The organism is Pseudomonas sp. FJ2-5-13, from assembly GCF_029201605.1.
In the GTDB taxonomy this organism is placed as follows: Bacteria; Pseudomonadota; Gammaproteobacteria; order Pseudomonadales; family Pseudomonadaceae; genus Aquipseudomonas; species Aquipseudomonas lactis.
In genome coordinates, this window is sequence record NZ_CP104045.1 from 176,873 (window position 1) to 195,490 (window position 18,618).

The 18,618-nt window shown below is 61.4% G+C and carries 14 protein-coding genes; all 14 read left to right on the forward strand.

The features are described from left to right. The first annotated feature begins 16 nt into the window (after positions 1-16). The 14 genes from N2A98_RS00740 to N2A98_RS00805 all read left to right on the forward strand — a co-directional run bounded on the left by N2A98_RS00740 (position 17) and on the right by N2A98_RS00805 (position 18,615). On the forward strand, positions 17-1,489 hold the full coding sequence (locus N2A98_RS00740; RefSeq protein WP_078802256.1) for a Fic family protein: 1,473 nt from the start codon (positions 17-19) through the stop codon (positions 1,487-1,489). Between the two features lie 52 nt (positions 1,490-1,541). Beyond that, positions 1,542-1,958 carry a hypothetical protein gene (locus tag N2A98_RS00745; RefSeq protein WP_003187464.1) on the forward strand — a complete coding sequence of 139 codons (417 nt, stop codon included), beginning with the start codon at positions 1,542-1,544 and terminating at the stop codon, positions 1,956-1,958. Between the two features lie 296 nt (positions 1,959-2,254). Then, positions 2,255-2,674, forward strand: coding sequence for a MarR family transcriptional regulator (locus N2A98_RS00750; RefSeq protein ID WP_047712289.1), 420 nt, complete (start codon positions 2,255-2,257; stop codon positions 2,672-2,674). Continuing rightward, positions 2,671-4,749 (forward strand): FUSC family protein, encoded by a 2,079-nt coding sequence (locus N2A98_RS00755; RefSeq protein ID WP_069557437.1) that lies wholly within the window; start codon positions 2,671-2,673, stop codon positions 4,747-4,749. Before N2A98_RS00750 ends, N2A98_RS00755 begins: the two co-directional genes overlap by 4 nt. Beyond that, on the forward strand, positions 4,746-4,955 hold the full coding sequence (locus N2A98_RS00760) for a DUF1656 domain-containing protein (RefSeq protein WP_003187469.1): 210 nt from the start codon (positions 4,746-4,748) through the stop codon (positions 4,953-4,955). The genes N2A98_RS00755 and N2A98_RS00760 overlap by 4 nt, the downstream gene beginning before the upstream one ends. Then, positions 4,952-5,842: an HlyD family secretion protein gene (locus N2A98_RS00765; protein ID WP_032894228.1), complete on the forward strand. Its 891-nt coding sequence runs from the start codon at positions 4,952-4,954 to the stop codon at positions 5,840-5,842. Before N2A98_RS00760 ends, N2A98_RS00765 begins: the two co-directional genes overlap by 4 nt. Continuing rightward, positions 5,839-7,281, forward strand: coding sequence for an efflux transporter outer membrane subunit (locus N2A98_RS00770; RefSeq protein ID WP_032894227.1), 1,443 nt, complete (start codon positions 5,839-5,841; stop codon positions 7,279-7,281). The genes N2A98_RS00765 and N2A98_RS00770 overlap by 4 nt, the downstream gene beginning before the upstream one ends. Before the next feature lie 81 nt (positions 7,282-7,362). After that, positions 7,363-7,995, forward strand: coding sequence for a hypothetical protein (locus tag N2A98_RS00775; protein ID WP_019819550.1), 633 nt, complete (start codon positions 7,363-7,365; stop codon positions 7,993-7,995). A 252-nt stretch (positions 7,996-8,247) separates the two neighbouring features. Beyond that, positions 8,248-9,744, forward strand: a complete 1,497-nt coding sequence (locus tag N2A98_RS00780) for a YdgA family protein (protein WP_047712291.1) — start codon at positions 8,248-8,250, stop codon at positions 9,742-9,744. 334 nt (positions 9,745-10,078) lie between these two features. Beyond that, complete coding sequence (gene pgaA / locus N2A98_RS00785) at positions 10,079-12,559, forward strand: poly-beta-1,6 N-acetyl-D-glucosamine export porin PgaA (protein ID WP_069557435.1); 2,481 nt, start codon at positions 10,079-10,081, stop codon at positions 12,557-12,559. A 12-nt stretch (positions 12,560-12,571) separates the two neighbouring features. Further along, positions 12,572-14,569 carry a poly-beta-1,6-N-acetyl-D-glucosamine N-deacetylase PgaB gene (gene pgaB, locus N2A98_RS00790; RefSeq protein ID WP_047712293.1) on the forward strand — a complete coding sequence of 666 codons (1,998 nt, stop codon included), beginning with the start codon at positions 12,572-12,574 and terminating at the stop codon, positions 14,567-14,569. A gap of 2 nt (positions 14,570-14,571) precedes the next feature. Then, positions 14,572-15,912 carry a poly-beta-1,6-N-acetyl-D-glucosamine synthase gene (pgaC, locus tag N2A98_RS00795; RefSeq protein ID WP_275622884.1) on the forward strand — a complete coding sequence of 447 codons (1,341 nt, stop codon included), beginning with the start codon at positions 14,572-14,574 and terminating at the stop codon, positions 15,910-15,912. 2 nt (positions 15,913-15,914) lie between these two features. Continuing rightward, positions 15,915-16,391, forward strand: coding sequence for a poly-beta-1,6-N-acetyl-D-glucosamine biosynthesis protein PgaD (pgaD, locus tag N2A98_RS00800; protein WP_003187480.1), 477 nt, complete (start codon positions 15,915-15,917; stop codon positions 16,389-16,391). Positions 16,392-16,893: 502 nt separating this feature from the next. After that, positions 16,894-18,615, forward strand: a complete 1,722-nt coding sequence (locus N2A98_RS00805) for a ShlB/FhaC/HecB family hemolysin secretion/activation protein (RefSeq protein WP_275622885.1) — start codon at positions 16,894-16,896, stop codon at positions 18,613-18,615. Positions 18,616-18,618 lie beyond the last annotated feature (3 nt).

The following is an 18,618-nucleotide window of genomic DNA, read 5'->3' on the forward strand; positions in this document are numbered from 1 at the left end:
TTTCTGAGGTTGCGCGATGTCTTTGGTCGGTTATGCCCATCTTCACCAACTCCTCGGGTTGAAAGCCATTGCGCCTGCTCGTTCAGCGATGGTCAAGCCCGTCACTCGCATCTCGTTGATTGGCGATTGCCTTGCTGTTCCCCAAACGGTTGCGCCTGCAGCCGATTCGGTGCTCGACCATATTCTTTTTGCCCTCAAGCACGAAGGCATAAATCTCGCCATTCTCGCTCAGGCACTTGACGCGGTCAGCGCCGATCAATTGCTGCAAGAGCTGGATAAAGCACCTAACGGCGTATTCATCCGCAAGGCCTGCTATTTATGGGAGGGCCTGACGCTGCAACGGCTCGATTACAGCAAGCCTATCAATAGCCGAGTTTCCCCCCTGTTTGATCCGCAGCGCTACGTAACGGGGCCGTCTACACGCAATTCCCGCTGGCGTATCGACTTCAACGGTTTGGGCTCATTGGCCTATTGCGCGACAGTCGAGCGTACGTCTGAAATTGACGCATTACTGAGTCTAGACATACTGGGCCGCGCCAAATCCTTCATGGCCACCCTCCCACCCGAAATGATGGATCGCGCCATCCAATGGGCGTACCTGCACGAAACCCGTGATTCATTTGCCATCGAAAAAGAACAACCCAGCGAAGAAAAATCCCGCCGCTTCGTTCAACTCCTGCGCCAGGCCCACGAAGGCCGTTTGCTCACCGAGGACTACTTGGTCGAGTTGCAAAACAGCACCGTCTCCAACCCCTTCGACAAAGCCGTTGCCTTTCGCCACGAACAGAACCATCTGCATAACGGGCTGCGTGGCGCAGCCGGTGTGAGCTACGTACCGCCAGCCCCCGCGCTTTGCCAGGAATTGATGGAAGAGCTGATGGCCTTCGCCAACCAGCCCGTGCGAGACGTCGATCCTTTAGTGGCGGCCGCGGTCACCGCTTTCGGTTTCGTCTTCCTGCACCCGTTCATGGACGGTAATGGGCGCCTGTCTCGCTTCCTGATTCACCAGACGCTCTGCCACTACGGCGCACTGGAAAATGGCTTGCTGCTACCGGTCTCTGTCGCCATGAAGCACGAGGAACAAGCCTATCTGGAGGCACTCAAGACCTTCTCCCAGCCGACTCGGGAATTCTGGAACGTCACCTGGCTGGACGCCGACCACATGGCGTTCGACTTCGTCGGCCACCCCTCGATCTATCGCTACTGGGATGCGACCCGTTGCGTCGAATTCACCCTGCAAATGGCCCGCCGCGCCCTGGAAGTGGAACTGCGCGAAGAAACCCAATTCCTCGACCGCTACGACCGTGTGATCAAAGCGGTGAACCAACGCTACGATGTGCGCGGCAGCGATCTGTCAAAGCTGGTGATGATGTGCCTGGATAACGGTGGGAAGCTTTCCAAGCATCGGCGTAAGCAGTTTCAGTACAGCGTGGCGGAGGAGGTGTTTGGGTTTATTGAGGACGAGAGCCTGAGGTTGATGGGTGAGTAAGAGGTCATCCAGTCACGCCAGATGAGGCGTATGAAAAAAAGGAGGGTGCAAAATGAGCCGTCGCAGAATTTGGCTGTTTTGGGGAGCGATGGATGCGATTTATCTCATTTGGTATGCGTCCAATAGTTTTTTAAACAATAGAATTCCGTATCTAAGTGATGTGATAAGCGCTTCAAATGTTTTGCGAGCGCACGGTGATGTGCAAATAGTTATGTTTGTGGGGGCGTTGGTTTTACAGGCCTCAATTTTTGCATCCTGCGCGATGTTTTTTCTTCAGAAAAAATCAGTCGTGTGGCTTGTCTTTTTTCAAACCCCCTTACGACTTGTGCTCGTCATTCCCTCCGTTTCGCTCCTGTTGATTGGCGCTCGAGTTTTGCCGCAGTACAACGTCCTGGCAATGGCTGGATTGATCGGTGCGTCGGAGATTTTAAAAGTCTGGAGCGTGTGGCGATGGGGCAAAAAATGCTGACGCTGACCTAATGTGGGAGCGGGCTTGCCCGCGAAGGCGGCGTGTCAGTCACTGAATATTCAACTGATCCACCGCTTTCGCAGGCAAGCCAGCTCCCACATTTTGTTTGTCGTATGGCGAATATCAGCGATTTGCTGATGCCTACCCTAAAACCCGCTTTACTCAAGCCACATCCCACCACTCATCTGCGAAATTGTTTCAAAACTTGACGGCACACCCTTCCTCAACCATATTGATAGTTAGCAAACTAACTGTATGCGAACTATCCAGTGCCTCAATCCCTCGAACAACTCCAGATGAGCCTCAGCAGCAGCATGGTGGTGGGCGCCCGTAATTGGCGCAAAATCTGCCAGACCACGCTGGTCAGCTATGGCATCTCCGAAGCCTGCGCCGTGCCGTTGTTGATGATCGGTCGCTTGGGCGACGGGGTACACCAGGTCAAAGTAGCCCAGGCTTCCGGTATGGAAAGCCCATCACTGGTGCGCCTGCTCGACCGGCTGTGCGGTGACGGCTACGTCTGCCGCACCGAAGACATCCACGACCGCCGCGCCAAGGCCCTGAGCCTTACCGCGCGTGGCCGTGAGCTGGTGCAGGCGGTGGAGGCGCAACTGGTGCGCCTGCGCAAAGACGTGTTGGCAGATATCGCCCCTGACGATCTGCAAGCCGCACTGCGCGTACTGCGCGCCTTCGAAGCGGCTGAGGCTGTGTCGCCTTGAACGGATTTTTTACCGGCTTCCCGCCTGCCCGCGACTGGTTCTACGGGGTGCGTACCTTCGCCGCGTCGATGATCGCGCTGTACATCGCCATGCTCATGCAAATGCCGCGTCCGTACTGGGCGATGGCCACGGTGTATATCGTCTCCAGTCCGTTTGTCGGCCCTACCAGTTCCAAAGCCCTGTACCGCGCCATCGGCACCTTGATGGGCGCGGCGGCGGCGGTGCTGTTTGTGCCGATGTTCGTGCAGTCACCCTACATTCTGGTGGTGGTGATTGCGCTGTGGACCGGCACTTTGCTGTTCTTGTCCATGCACCTGCGCACCGCGAATAACTACGCCCTGATGCTGGCCGGCTACACCTTGCCGCTGATTGCCCTGCCGGTGGTGGATAACCCCTTGGCCGTCTGGGATGTAGCGGAGGCGCGTACCGAAGAAATCTTCCTCGGCATTGCGGTCGCGGCGGTGGTGGGCGCGATGTTCTGGCCCCGGCGACTGATGCCGGTGTTCGATGGCTCGGTGGCCAAGTGGTTCAGCGACGCCCAGGTCTACAGCCAGCGCTTTCTCAGCCGTAAGGTCGACCCCGAAGAAGTCAGCAACCTGCGCGGCGGCATGGTTGCCACTTTCAATACCCTCGAATTGATGATCGGCCAACTGCCCCACGAAGGCGCGCGCCCGCAGACAGTACGCAACACCAAGGAACTGCGCGGGCGCATGATTCACCTGCTACCGGTGATCGACGCATTGGATGATGCGGTGTACGCCATTGAGCACCGTGCGCCGGAGTTTCTCGATCAGCTCACGCCGCTGTTGGAAGAGGCCAATGCCTGGCTGCAAAGCACCACCGAACAAGCGCCCCTGGATCGCTGGCGCGTGCTGCGTGACCAGATCGACGCCGCCCAACCCCAAGGCGAAGCGCTGGATGACCGTCACACCTTGCTGTTCTCCAACGCCCTGTACCGCCTGGGCGAATGGGTAGACCTGTGGCAAGACTGCCGCAGCCTGCAAGCCGCCATCCAATGCGAAAGCCAGGACACCTGGCGCGCCGTCTACCGCCACTGGCGCCTGGGCCGGCTCACGCCATTCCTCGACCGTGGGCTGATGTTCTACTCGGCGTTTTCCACCGTCACCGCAATCATCGTCGCCTCGGTATTGTGGATTCTGTTGGGCTGGACCGACGGCGGCAGCGCCGTCATCCTCGCCGCCGTGGCGTGCAGCTTCTTCGCCTCGATGGACGACCCGGCACCGCAGATCTATCGGTTCTTTTTCTGGACCGCCATGTCGGTGCTGTTCGCCAGCCTGTATCTGTTTCTGGTACTGCCCAACCTGCATGACTTCCCCATGCTGGTGCTGGCCTTCGCCGTGCCCTTTATCTGCATCGGCACCCTCACCGTGCAGCCACGCTTCTATCTGGGCATGTTGCTGACGCTGGTCAATACGTCATCCTTCATCAGCATCCAGGGCGCCTATGACGCGGACTTTCTCAACTTCGCCAACGTCAACCTGGCCGGGCCCGTAGGCCTGCTGTTCGCCTTTGTGTGGACGCTGATCGCCCGACCCTTCGGCGCTGAACTGGCGGCCAAGCGCCTCACCCGTTTCAGCTGGCGTGACATCGTCAGCCTCACCGAGCCCGCCACCCTGGCCGAGCATCGGCACATGGCCGCACAAATGCTCGACCGCCTGATGCAGCACCTGCCGCGCCTGGCCCTCACCGGCCAGGACACCGGCATCGCCCTGCGCGACCTGCGCGTGGCGCTGAACCTGCTCGACTTGCTGGCCTACTCGCCACGCATCCTCGGTGTGCCACGGGTGTTGCTCAACCAGGTGGTGGAAGGCGTGGGCGGTTACTTCAAGGCGTGCCTGAAGGCGGGTGAACGCTTGCCCGCGCCCAGCGGTCTGCTGATGACCCTGGACCGCACGCGCCGTGCCCTCAACGGCCAGGGCCTGCAAGACGAAGACGACACGCGCCTGCATCTGCTGCACGCCTTGGCCGGCCTGCGCCTGGCGCTGTTACCCGGTGTGGAGTTCATTGGCGGTACAGAGATGCAAGCGCCGTTACCTGATGGAGCGCCTTTATGATCGGTGACCTGGATATCAGCGGGGTGTTCCTGCCCACGCTGTTGGTGCTGATGGGCATTACTTATGTGTTGTTTCTGGTGGTGCACGGGCTGTTGACGCGCATGCACTTCTATCGCCTGGTCTGGCACCGGGCATTGTTCAATGTGGGGCTCTACGCGCTGTTGCTGGGCGCTGTGGACTCACTCAGTCGATATTTGATGACATGAAAAAACCTTTTTTGACTATCGGCCGTGTCGTCCTGACGTTGTTGGTCGTGAGTTTCGCGGTCGTCGTTGTGTGGCGCATGGTCATGTACTACATGTTTGCGCCCTGGACCCGTGACGGCCACATCCGTGCCGACATCGTGCAGATCGCTCCGGACGTGTCCGGGCTGATCCAACGCGTGGACGTGCGCGACAACCAGTTGGTGACCAAGGGCCAGGTGCTCTTCGCCGTTGACCAGGACCGCTTCAAGCTGGCCCTGCGCCAAGCCCAGGCCGCCGTGGCCGACCGCCAGGAAACCCTGGCCCAGGCCCAGCGCGAGTACAAGCGTAACCGTGGCCTGGGCAACCTGGTGCCCAGCGAGCAACTGGAAGAAAGCCAGTCCCGCGTCGCCCGCGCCCAATCGGCCCTGGCCGAAGCGCAAGTGACGGTGGACTCCGCCCAACTCAACCTCGACCGCTCGGTGATTCGCAGCCCCGTGGACGGCTACGTCAACGACCGCGCACCGCGTACCCAGGAATTCGTCACCGCCGGGCGCCCGGTGCTGTCGGTGGTGGACAGCAATTCTTTCCACATCGACGGTTACTTCGAAGAGACCAAACTCGACGGCATCCACGTCGGCATGGGCGTGGACATACGGGTGATCGGCGACAATGCGCGCCTGCATGGCCACGTGCAGAGCATCGTCGCCGGTATCGAAGACCGCGACCGCAGCAGCGGCTCCAACCTGCTGCCCAACGTCAACCCGGCGTTCAGCTGGGTGCGCCTGGCCCAGCGGATCCCGGTGCGTATCGCCTTTGATGACGTGCCGGCGGACTTTCGCATGATCGCCGGGCGCACCGCGACGGTGTCGATTATCGACGACAAGGTTAAAGACGGGGACAAACCATGAAGCGGCTTCTGGCAACCGCTTCCCTGGGGTTGTTGCTGTCGGCCTGCCAAGTGGTGGGGCCCGATTACAAACTGCCGGAACAGGCCGCCGTCAACCGTGGCGACCTGCAAGGGCCGATCATGGGCGAGGGCAGCAACGTCGTCTCGGCACCGGTGCCGGCCGATTGGTGGAAGCTGTACAAAGACCCGCGCCTGGACGAACTGGTACGTCAGGCCATGGCCTCCAACACCGACCTGCGCGTGGCCGCCGCCAACCTGCAGCGCTCGCGTTACCAGGTGCAGCAGGCTGAATCCGCTGGCGGCTGGAGTGCCGGCGTCAAGGCCGAGGCCCAGCGCTTGCAGGAGTCTGGCGAGGCCTTCTTGCTGCCGGACAAAGTCCCGGTCGGCAATATCGGTAGCGTCGGGATTACCACGTCTTATCAATTCGATCTGTTCGGCACCTTGCAGCGTGGCATCGAAAGCGCCCAGGCCAGCGCCGACGCCACCCAGGCTGCGGCGGATATCGCCCGCATTACGCTGGTGGCCGATGTGGTGCGCTCGTATACCCAGGTGTGCGCGGCCAACGAAGAACTGGCAATTGCCAACGAGTCCCTCGACCTGCAAGCCCAGAGCACCAAACTGACCCAGCGCCTGCGCGATGCCGGGCGTGGCGATGAGACCCAGGTGACTCGCTCGCAAACCCAATACAAATCCCTGCGCGCCGACATCCCGCGCTATGAAGCCTCGCGCCAGGCCGCACTGTTCCGGCTGTCGATGTTGCTGGCCAAACCTGTCGACCAACTGCCCGCCGGCACCGGTACCTGCGCTGAGCTGCCGCATATCGCTCAACTGCTGCCGGTAGGCGACGGCGCCACGCTGCTCAAGCGCCGCCCGGACGTGCGCCAGGCCGAACGCCAGTTGGCTGCCGCCACGGCGCGTATCGGCGTAGCGACCGGCGCGCTGTATCCGGATATCAGCATCGGCGCCACGGTCGGCACCGTCGGCTTGCTGGAAAACCTCGGCACGCCTGCCACCAACCGCTGGGGCTTTGGCCCGATGATCAGCTGGACCGTACCGACCAACGGCGCCCGCGCCCGCGTGCATGAAGCCGAAGCCGCGACCCAGGGCGCGCTGGCCCACTTCGACGGCGTGGTGCTCAACGCCATCCGCGAAACCCAGACCGGCCTGGCCCAATACACCGCCGTGTTGCAACGCCGCGACGCCCTGGCCGACGCCGAACAGTCGGCCCGAGAAGCGGCAGGCCAGACCCACCGCTTCTTCCAGGCCGGCCGCGAATCCTTCCTGGCCGACCTGCAAGCCACTCGCACCTACACCGACATGCGTGCGCAACTGGCGGCCGCCAACACCCAGGTTGCCATGAGCCAGATCGACCTGTTCCTGGCCCTGGGCGGCGGTTGGGAAAGCGGACGAACGCAAGGGGAAAAACCCGGCAAACCGTGAGGTGATTGCTATGCTTTCTTGGGTGAGGCCCGCTGACGCCTCGCCCGACAAAGCTCGCGTTTGCTCATGGGGATTCCAAGAATGAAAAACCCTTATGCTCCCGCTTTCTGGTGCGTGCTCTTTGCACTGGTGTTGTTATCGGCCGCGTATTTTTACGGCGTCATGCTCGCCCATCAACTCGACAAGGCCATGGTGTTCTTAGACAGCGCCTGCCTGGTGATTGGCACCTTGTCCATCGGCGTGGTGGCCTGGGCGTCGTATCAAAACCAGCGGGTGAAGAAAAAACTCCTCGAACAGGGCAAGACCCGCGTTGCGATCTGGGACACCAAGGTCGCCCTGCGCCGTGTCGAAACCGTGTTCGATCGCTATTTCTGGGGCAGCTATTGGCAGCCGGGGCGCACGTTCCAGGAAGTCATGGGCGACCTCACCGGCACGCCGCTGGAAAAAAGCCTCGAAGTCCTGAAAAAACAATGTGTGCTGCTGGATCGGCAGGTTGCCGACGGTAGGCACTGGCTGGATAACGCGCGGGAATTGTCCGACGTGGCCACGCAAATGGCCCGCGAGCGCTACCAGCTGGATTTTTGCGACCCCAAGGCCGACACCCCCGGCAATGCCGTGATCCACCGCGAGTTCGAGGTGCTGGTGTACACCTGGACCGCGCGCTTGAAGAGTTTTGATCACCAATTGGATGAAGTCGAACAAGAGTACTCCTGAACTCCTGCTGAACTGATCCCTCTGAAAGGCTGGGCCGTTTACGCCCGCCAGTGCTAATCTTCCCCAGCCTTTGGCCTCTCGGGCCACGACTGTAGGAGCGAGCTTGCTCGCGAAAGACGCCAACGATAACGCGCGCATTCTGAATGAACGCGGTGCCCATGCGTTGTTCGCGAGCAAGCTCGCTCCTACAGGAACCCCTATAGGGTTCAAGGAAGACAGCCCACTTCTCACAGGATTTGATCAGGTCACTTCATGAATAAGCCAGCCGTTGTTTTCTTGGGTTTTGTTGTCGCCGTCGGCGCCGTCAGTGCGGGCGGTGCCTGGTACACCGGTAAACAACTGGAGCCGGTCCTGCAAACCGCTATCCAGAGTGCCAATAAAGAACTGCAGACCTCCATGGCCGGCGTCGATGGCAGCGTGACCCTGGAGCTGGTGTCCCTGGACCGTGGCGTGTTCAGCAGCACCGCGCACTATCGCCTCAAAGGGCAAGGCAGCGTGTTCGGCGAAGACAACCCGAACCCTGAATTGCTGTTCGTCGACCATATCGAACACGGCCCGCTGCCGTTTTCGCGCCTGGTGACCCTCAAGTGGTTGCCGGTCATGGCCACCAGTCACTACGAACTGGAAAAGAACCCCACCACCGAAAAATGGTTCGCCGCCAGCAAAGACGTATCGCCGCTCAAAGGCGTGGCGAATATCGGCTATAGCCGTTCGGTCAGCGGCAACATCGAATTGCTGCCCCTGGAATTCAAAGAGGCCACCTCCTCGGTGAGCTTCTCCGGTGCCAACCTCAACTTCGACAGCAGCGCCGAAGGCCAGAAGGTCAAGGCCGAAGGCTTCATGAACAGCCTCAAGGTCGCTGCAGTGGACGCCGAAGGCGCACCGTTCGAAGCGGAACTGGCCGGCTTGACCGTGGCCAGCAACCTGGAAAAAACCACCTTCGGTTTCTACACCGGCCAGAACACCGTGGAGCTGACCGACACCAAGGTCACCTTCGGCCCGCAGAAAGCCGTGCTGACCCTCAAGGGTTTCGAGCAGAAAGACTCCAGCGAGACCAAGGACAACAACCTGGCTGGCCGCGTCGACTACAAGATCGACGAGATCGGCTACCAGGGCAAAGCCGTCGGTTCGGCCGCCATGGCCGTGAGCATGAAGAACGTCGACATCCCGGCGATGCTGGTGCTGACCAAGCTCTACCAGGACAAAATGCAACCGGTGCAAGCCGCCGCCGCTGCCGGTCAACCGGTGCCGGAGCTGCAAATGACCGAGGCCGAGCAAGCCCTGGCCGAAGCCAACGTCAACCAGGTGCTGGCCGCCAAGCCGCAACTGGCCGTCGAAAACCTGTCGCTCAAAACCACCCGTGGCGAAAGCAAGTTCAACCTGGTGGTGGACCTGACCAAGCCAACGTCCATGGAACTGCCGCCGGTTGAACTGGGCAAGCAAATGGTCTCGCTGCTGGATGCCAACCTCACCCTGTCCAAGCCGATGATCAGCGACGTGGCGGCCCTGCAAGCCCAGGTGGGCGGCGTGACCGACCCGCAAGCCATCGAACAGCAATCGCAGATGGCGGCCGAGATGGTCAGCAGCATGGCGGTTGGCACCCAAATGGCGACCCTGGTGGGCACCGACGTGGTTTCCAAGCTGCACTACGCCAACAACGAAGTGACCTTCAACGGCCAGAAGATGACCGTTGAGCAGTTCCTCAGCTTCGTGATGTCCAAAGCCGGTGCGGTCAGCGGCGCGCAATAAACCTGAAATGCAGTAAAAAATGTGTGCGGGCTTGTGTGGGAGCTGGCTTGCCTGCGATAGCATCGCCTCGGTCTGGCTGAATAACCGAGGTGCCTGCATCGCGGGCAAGCCCGGCTCCCACCCAAATCTTGCTGCCACATTTGTTTTTTGTGAGGGGCAAAACACCGCGCTCGCACAATTCTGAACAATTGTTCTGATTTGAGCTTTTCTGAACCGCGCTCGGTGATAGTGCATCCAGGAAAGCTAGGTCGGGTCACGAGACGCCGACACCCTGATGCGTTTCGCTCAGGATCACCTATCGTTAAGGCTTTCCGTGTGTAAGGAAGCTCACGATATGCTGCGAAACCACCCCTACAGTGCCTCCGGCCGGTTGCGTCTGCTTATCGGGGCCGCCCTGTGCAGCCAATTGTTGGTTCCAGGCCTTGCGTTTGCCGACCCAGCCTACGACGCCCTGATCATCCAGGCCCGCAACGGCCACTTCACGCCGGCGCTGACCCAACTGCGCCAACTCTCCGCCGAACGCCAGACCCCAGGCCAGGTCAGTGACCACCTGGTGATCGCCGGCTGGGCCGGGCAAGACGCCGAAGTGCTCAAGGTGTACGAAGCGCAAGGCAAGCATCGCAACCTCACCACCCAGGCACTCGCCACGGTGGCGCGCACTTATCGCAATCAAAAGCAGTGGGCTCAGGCCGAAGCGGTCTATCGCCAGGCGTTGCTGCGTGAACCCAATAACGTCGACCTGCAACTGGGCCAGGCCCTCACCCAGGCCGATGGCGGCAAAGCCAACGAGGCGGTGCAACGCCTGCGTACGCTGGTGGCGGCCCAACCCAATGACCCCAACCGCCGCATGGCCCTGGGCTATGCGCTGACACGTGCCGGTTTGAACTACGACGCGCTGTTCGAATTTGACCAAGCCTTTATCCGCGCCGGTGACAAACCCGAAGTGGCCCGTGAATACATCGTCGCCCTGCAAAAGGCGCGGCTGCCGGAGCCGGCACTGCGCCTCTCAGCCAAGCGCCCGGGGTTGGTGGACGCCGTCACCCAGCGCCGCCTCGAAGGTGACCTTGCCGCCGAGCGTGTGCGCATGGCCGAGTTCGCCACGCGCAGCGAAAAGGAACGCTACGTTATCGCTGACCGTGCCCTGCAGGACTACGACAAACTGATCAGCCGCTGGGCCCCCGACGCCACAGCCAAGGACGATGTCATCCGCTGGCGCATCGACCGCCTGGGCGCGCTCAAGGCGCGAGCACGGCATGCCGAGGTGATCCGCGATTACCAAACCCTCACCAGCGAAGGGGTGCAACTGCCCACCTACGCCTTGCGTTGGGTCGCCGGCTCTTACCTGGAACAGCGCCAGCCGGAAAAGGCCGAGCCGTTGTATCGCCAGGTACTCACCGCCCCAGACACCGACGCCAGCTATCGGGTCGATGACAGCACGGCGCTGTTCTACGCCTTGTTGGAAAGCGACAAGGTCGACGAGGCTCGCCAGGTCGCCAACAACCTGGCCAAGGAGCAAAACCCCCGCGTTGAACTCAAGGGCTTGCCCATTGGCAACCCCAATGACAACTGGATGGACGCCCAACAATTATCCGCCCAGGCCGGTACCTATGGTGGTGACCTGCCCGGCAGCGAAGCCAGCCTGGAAGCCCTGGTGGCCAAAGCACCGGGCAACGTGGGCCTGCGCCTGGCGCAGGCCGACATGTACCGGGCCCGCGACTGGCCGCGCCGCGCCGAAGGCACGCTCAAGGAAACCGAAACCCAGGCCCCCCGCGACATCGGCCTGGAAGTCTCCCAAGCCTATACCGCCATGGACTTGCAAGAGTGGCGGCAGATGGACACGCTCACCGACGACGTGCTCGCCCGCAACCCGGACAACCGTCAGGTGCAGCGCCTGAGCCGCCTGCGCGATGTGCACGACATGGCCGAGCTGCGTGTCGAGGCCTACACCGGCAAAAGCTACGGTGGCGGCAATAACAACGACGCCGGCGCCGTCTCCGGCAGCCGAGACTGGGGCATCGAAAGCGTGATCTACACGCCGCCCATCGACGAAGACTGGCGCCTGTTCGCCGGCGCCGGCTATGCCACCGCCGACTTCCAGGAAGGCACTGGCCAACATCGCTGGCAGCGCGTGGGCGTGGAGCGTCGCACCCGCGACATGACTATCGAAGCCGAAGTGTCCAACCACTCCTATGGCGACGGCTCCAAGCAAGGCGCCAGCGTGTCGATTGCCCGCGACATCAACGACCACTGGCAATACGGCGGCAGCCTCGGCTATTTGCTCAGCACCACGCCGTTGCGGGCCTTGAATGACGGCGTCACAGCCAACGGCGGCAGCGGTTTTATCCGCTGGCGCGCCAACGAAAGCCGCGAGTGGAAGCTGACCCTCAGCCCGTCCCATTTCAGCGATGGCAACGACCGCTTCGAAGCCTTGCTCACCGGCCGCGAGGGCCTCTACAGCTCGCCCCATGTACAAGTGGACCTGGGCCTGGAAGTGGGTGCCAGCCGCAACAGCAAGGAAGACACCGTGTACTTCAACCCGAAGTCGGACTTCACGGTGTTGCCCATGATCAACGTCAATCACGTGCTCTATCACCGCTACGAAACCCAGTGGAGTCAGCAGTTCCAAATCGGCGCGGGTACCTACAGCCAGCGTGACTATTCCACCGGCGGTATCGGCCTGATTGGCTACGGCCAACGCTATCGCTGGAACGACGTACTGGAAATGGGCGCCAACCTCAGCCTGATCAGCCGACCTTATGACGGTGATCGCGAACGCGATCTGCGCCTGCTCGTCGACCTCACTTACCGTTTCTAAAAGAGCCTGACCATGACCGTCCTCAGCCGTTGCTTGTTGGTCCTGGGTGTAATGCTGGCCGCCGCCTGCGCCCAACAACCCGCGCCCTACACCCCACCCGCCGAACGGCCGATAGCGCCCAACGAAGCGCCGTGGCCGAAGAACCACTTTTTGGGCATTGCCTATCACGACGTGGAAGATCGCGACCCCGATCAAGCCGTGGTGGCGGTGCGCACAGAGCGTTTGATCGAGCAGCTGGCGTGGCTGCGGGAGAATGGCTACCAGGCGGTCAGCGTCGATCAGATCCTGGCGGCCCGGCGCGGCGGCCCGGCATTGCCACCCAAGGCGGTGATGCTCAGCTTCGATGACGGTTACTCCAGCTTCTACACCCGCGTGATGCCGATTCTGCGTGCTTATCACTGGCCGGCTCTGTTGGCTCCGGTGGGCTCCTGGATCGACACGCCGCTGAACCAACCGGTGGATTTTGCCGGTACACCACGACCACGCGGAGAATTCCTGACGTGGCAGCAGATTCGCGAAGTGTCCCAGTCGGGCCTGGTGGAAATTGCCGCCCACACCGATGCCAACCACAAGGGCATCCTCGCCAACCCCCAGGGCAACCTGGAACCGGCCGCCACCACGCGAAGCTTTGACCCCAAGACCAACGGCTACGAAAGCGAAGCGCAGTTCCAGGCACGTATGCGGGCTGACGTCGCCGCGATTTCCAACAAAATCCGCACCGTCACCGGCAAGGCGCCGCGTGTATGGGTGTGGCCGTACGGGGCAGCCGATGGCACCTCGTTGGCGGTGGTCGGCGAGCACGGCTATGAAATGGCGCTGACCCTGGAGGATGGCCTCGACGACCTCGGCAACCTGATGAACAGCCCACGCTTTCTGGTGGCCTCCGACCCGGACGGCGAGCATTTTGCCAACAGCATGGTGGCCGTGCAGGCCAAGGCGCCGATGCGCGTGCTGCACGTAGACCTGGACAACGTGTACGACCCCGACCCGGCCCAACAGGCGCGCAATCTCGACGTGCTGGTGCAGCGCGTAGTGGACATGGGCGCCGGTACTGTGTTCCTGCAAGCCTTCGCCGACCCCAAGGGCGACGGCCTGGTGCATTCGCTGTACTTCCCCAACCGTCACCTGCCGATGCGGGCCGATCTGTTCAACCGTGTCGCCTGGCAGTTGCACACCCGTGCCCATGCCAGTGTGTACGCCTGGATGCCGGTGCTGAGTTTTGCCCTGGACCCCAAGTTGCCGCGTGTCACCCGCTGGGACCCGAAAACCGGCCAGGTCGGCCCCGACCCGGATCAATACAAACGCCTGTCGCCGTTTGATCCCAAGGTGCGGCAGATCATCGGTGAGATCTACCAAGACCTGGCGCGTGTAGGGCCGATTGACGGCATCCTTTACCACGATGACGCGGTGTTCAACGACTTCGAAGACGCCAGCCCCGCAGCGCTCAAGGCCTATGCGGCCCAAGGTTTGCCGGACAGCATCGCCGCCCTGCGGGCTGACCCTGCCGTGATGCAGCGCTGGACCCGCTTCAAAAGCCGCTACCTGATCGACTTTACCCATGAGCTCACCGCCAAGGTCCGCGCCATCCGTGGCCCGCAGGTGCTGACGGCGCGCAATATCTTCGCCGAGCCCATGCTCAACCCTGGCAGCGAAACCTGGTTCGCGCAGAACCTCGATGACTTCCTCCAGGCCTACGACTGGACCGCGCCGATGGCCATGCCGTTGATGGAAGGCCAGGAAGTGAAAACCTCCAACGCCTGGCTGGAAAAACTCATCGCCACGGTCAAGACGCGCCCTGGCGCCATGGAAAAAACCATCTTCGAATTGCAAGCCAAAGACTGGCGCACCCAAGCCGCGCCGGATATCAGCGCTGAGCAATTGGCAGAGTGGATGGGTGTACTCAAACGCCAGGGCGTCACCAGTTTCGGCTACTACCCGGACAACTTCCTGGAAAACTCCCCGGACTTGAAGACCATTCGTCCGGCCCTCTCCAACCAATGGAACCCTTGATCATGGTTGACAGAATCCTGGCTCTATTCGTGTTGGCACTGGTACTGGGCTTGCCCCTGGGCCTGATCTTCCTGGTGACCGGGCAGTTCCTGATGGACTTCGTGTTCTTCTACCCGTTGTTCATGTCGGCGCTGTGGATCGCCGGTGGCCTGTACTTCTGGCTGCACTGGGAACGCCACTGGCCCTGGGAAGAAGACACGCCGGCGCCGACCCTGGCCGGCGAGCCGCTGATCTCGATCATCATCCCTTGCTACAACGAGGGCGATAACGTCGCTGACACCATTGGCGCGGCCCTCGGCCAGTTGTACCCGAACATCGAAGTGATCGCGGTCAACGATGGCTCCAGCGACGACACCGCCGCAGTACTCGATGCCCTGGCGCTGCAACACCCGCGCTTGCGCGTGCTGCATCTGGCACAGAACCAGGGCAAGGCTGTGGCCCTGCGCATGGGCGCCGTGGCTGCCCGCAGCGAATACCTGGTCTGCATCGACGGCGATGCCTTGCTCGACAAAAACGCGGCCGCCTACATGGTCGCGCCGATGCTCGACAACCCGCGCCTGGGTGCCGTCACCGGCAACCCGCGCATTCGTACGCGTTCGACCCTGATCGGCCGGGTGCAGGTGGGCGAGTTCTCCTCGATCATCGGTTTGATCAAGCGTACCCAGCGGGTGTTTGGCCGGATCTTCACGGTCTCCGGTGTGGTGGTGGCGTTTCGCAAGAAGGCCCTGGACCGCATCGACTACTGGAGCACCGACATGATCACCGAGGACATCGATGTCAGTTGGAAGCTGCAACTCGATCACTGGGCGATCTTCTACGAGCCGCGCGCGCTGTGCTGGATCCTCATGCCCGAAACCGTCGGCGGCCTGTGGAAACAGCGTCTGCGCTGGGCCCAGGGCGGCGCCGAAGTGCTGTTCAAGAATATCCGTGGCATCTGGCAATGGCGCCACCGCTACCTGTGGCCGCTGCTGTTCGAATACTGCCTGTCCACCGGTTGGGCCTTCACCTTCCTGCTGTCGGTGATCTTCTGGGCCGTGGGTAAATTCGTCACGCTGCCGGCGGCGATCACCGTGGACTCGTTGGTGCCACCTGCGTTTACCGGCCTGGTACTGGCGATGGTGTGCCTGCTGCAGTTTGCGGTGAGCATCCTGATCGACCGGCGCTACGAAAAAGACCTGTGGAAAACCCTGTTCTGGACCGTGTGGTACCCGATGGTGTTCTGGCTGGTGAGCCTGCTCACCACCCTGGTCAGCTTTCCCAAGGTGTTGTTCAACCAACACCAGAAACGCGCCCGCTGGGTCAGCCCGGACCGCGGTATCAAACCTGCACAAGAGGAGGCGTGACTATGAAACTGGTCAGAACTCGCCAAAACACACTGATGTGGATCGTCGATGTGCTGCTGACCCTGCTGGCCTGGGGTGGGTTGATTTGGTTGCTGGCGCGAGGCATCAGCGCCATGCTTGAAACCCACGGCGGCCCACGCATCGAGGCGCCGATCTTTGCTGCGCTCAACACCTTGCAGGTTTACCTGTGGATCGCGCTGTTCAATGCGGTGATCCTGATCAGTTGGGCGCGCTATCAGCAGCATCGCGGGCGCAAATTCGCCCAGCGCCGCGCCGAAGCCAATGCACTGAGCGACCAGCACCTGAGTGAAAGTTTCAACCTGGGCGATGGCGACCTCGAACAACTGCGCCGCCCTGGCGTGCTGGTGATCCACAACGACGAAGAAGGCGGCGTCGAAGAAGTGAAATCCCACGTCTCCCGCGACGTCGAACGCCCCGGCCTGACCCTGGTACCCGACAAAGACAAGGGCATTGGCTAGACTCCAGCTCAGTTCAGCGAACGCAATGCCCAAAGCAATGAAGATCCAATGTGGGAGCTGGCTTGCCTGCGAAAGCGGTAGTGCAGCAAGAGTTGCAGTGACTGACACACCGCCTTCGCGGGCAAGCCCGCTCCCACAGGTAGTATTTCCACCCATAGCGTGCAGTGGTTCACTCCTCTTGTTGGAATTCCGATAAATGGGATCCAATTCACAAAACCCCCGCGAACTTTTCCCCCTTCTCCGGTACTAACCTAACTCGACGAACACCTGATGGCTAAGTAATGGCAGTCGGAAAGTCATTCGTCGAATCGCCATCAAAACAGTTGCCGCTTGTCGGAATAATCACTGTAAGTGCCCGACTTAAACTCTTTTGATGAAAAATTATTATTAATAATCAACAGGTTAGAAAACTAATCAGTCGAACGGCCCCACTTCGCCCGTTTCTAGGCGAGCTGGAAGTTCGATGTTAGTTTCGCGGCCCTTGATTTTCGATGGATCGAACATGTCTTCGTTATTGCCATGGACCCGGTTATTGCTCTGCACCTTCCTGCTCACCTGCGTGGGCCTGAACAGTGCATCCGCCGCCCCCACGCCTGGCGATCAGGACTTGATCCGCGACCGGCAGAACCGCCTGCTCGAAGAGCAGCAGCGGCGCCTCCAGGAGCTTCAGGACCTGCCCGGCAAAGCGGACACGCCCCAAGCCCCGGCAACCCCGGCTGACACCCGTTGCTTCCCGATCAAAACCATCGAACTCAAAGGCGCCGACAGCCTGCCGGCGCCCGACCGCGAGCGCCTGTTCAAGCCCTATATCGGCCAATGCCTGGGCGTGTCCCAGCTCAACGAGCTGCTCAAGGTCATCACCGACTACTACTTGGGCAAAGGCCGCGTTACCAGCCGTGCCTACCTGCCACAGCAAGACCTCTCCACCGGCCATCTGCAAGTGCTGGTGGTGGAAGGCAAACTCGAAGCGTTGCGCAGCGCCGAAGGCGGCACGGTGACCGACCGCGAACTGGCCATGGCCTTTCCCGGCAAAGTCGGTGAAGCACTGAACCTGCGCGAGATCGAGCAACTGGTGGACCAGCTCAACCGCCTGCCGTCCAAACAAGCGCAGATGGAACTCACCCCCGGCAAGCAAATCGGCGGCAGCGACGTGGTGGTCAAGAACACCGCGCAAAAGCCCTGGCGCGCCAGCCTGTCGCGCAACAACGACGGGCAGAAAAGCACCGGCGAACAGCAATGGGGCGCTGGTCTGGAGTGGGACAGCCCACTGGGCCTGGGCGACCAACTGATGCTGCGCGGCGGCCACGACGCCATCAGCGACCACCAGAAAACTTCGAAAAACACCATGCTCTACTACAACCTGCCCTGGGGCTGGTGGAACTTCAGCTACACCTACAGCGAAAGCGACTACCGCACCTACGGCGTGACCGACGGCTTCAAATACAAGCAGGACGGCGACAACCAGAACCACCAACTGCGCGCCGAGCGGGTGATCCACCGCGATGACGTGAGCAAGACCTCGGTCAACGTCGGCCTGGCGCACCTGCGCACCAACAACTACATCCTCGACGTGCGCACCGCGCCCAGCAGCAACCGCCTCAGCGAACTGCAACTGGGCGTCAACCACGGTCGGCGCATCGGCAGTGCCTTCGTCAACCTGGACCTGGGCATGCAAAGCGGCATCGGCCTGCTCGACGCCCAGGCCCAGGACGAGCGTGACCCAGCAGGCCGTCGCCAGCCGAACGCGCGCTACCGCAAATACACCGCCACCGTCAGCTACCTGCAACCCTTCAGCCTGTGGGGCGAGTCGTTCAGCTTCAGCAGTTTGGCCACCGGGCAGCGCAGTGAAGACCCACTGTTTTCGCCGCAGCGCATGAGCCTCGGCGGCTCGGCCTCGGTGCGTGGCTTCAAGGATCAGTTGCTGACCGGCGACAGCGGTGGCTACTGGCGCAACGAAGTGCGCTGGGCGCGCCCGGTGACCCTCGACTGGATGCGCCCGGCCTTCGCCGAGTACGGCGCCAGCGTCGGCTACGACCAAGGCGTGATCCGCAACGACCGCTACAACGGCAACGTGCATGGCCGGGTGTCCAGCAACTCCCTGGAGCTGTTCGCCCGTGGCAAACATGTCAGCACCAGCGTGACCTTTGCCCATTCCTTAGAAAGACCCGGTGTGGTGACCGAGCGCGAAGCGCCGATCTATTTCCGCATGGATTTTTTCCTGTAATTC